Consider the following 656-nt stretch of genomic DNA (forward strand, 5'->3'; position numbering starts at 1 on the left):
TGGGACTGGTCCAGCCACTTCTGCCGCCGGCTGCCGGCGTCCACGAGCCGGTGGGGATCCACCTCGAAGGCGGTGGCATAGAGGCGTTTGAGCTCGTCCGGGACCCGGTCGATGGGGCCGACGGAGCCGTCGAAGTACTTGAGATCGTTGACCATGACCTCGTCCCACAGGCCGTGGGCCTTGAGATCGCACACCAGGTACGGGTTCACCACGGTGAACTCGCCGGAGAGGTTCGACTTCACGTACAGGTTCTGGAAGGTGGGCTCGATGCCCTGGGAGATGCCGGTGATGTTGGCGATGGTCGCCGTGGGCGCAATCGCCAGACAGTTGGAGTTGCGCATGCCCACCTGCTGCACCCGCTCGCGTAGCGCCACCCAGTCCAGGCGCTCGGTGGTGTCGACCTCCAGGTGTCCGTCCCGCGCCTCGGCGAGCAGGCGCTGGGAGTCGATGGGCAGCACGCCGCGGCTCCACAGCGAGCCCTCGAAGCTGGCGTAGCGGCCGCGCTCGGCGGCGAGGTCCGTGGACGCACGGATGGCGTAGTAGCTGATCGCCTCCATGGACTCGTCGGCGAAGGCCACGGCGGCCTCGGAGTCGTAGGGCAGGCGCAGCCGGTAGAGCGCGTCGTGGAAGCCCATGAGCCCGAGCCCCACCGGCCG

1 pseudogene is annotated in these 656 nt (G+C 68.6%); it reads right to left on the minus strand.

What is annotated here, in order from left to right:
• Positions 1-656, minus strand: a pseudogene (locus tag G7A99_RS23375) (ribonucleoside-diphosphate reductase subunit alpha); the annotation flags it as partial.

This window comes from Arhodomonas sp. KWT, assembly GCF_010993615.1.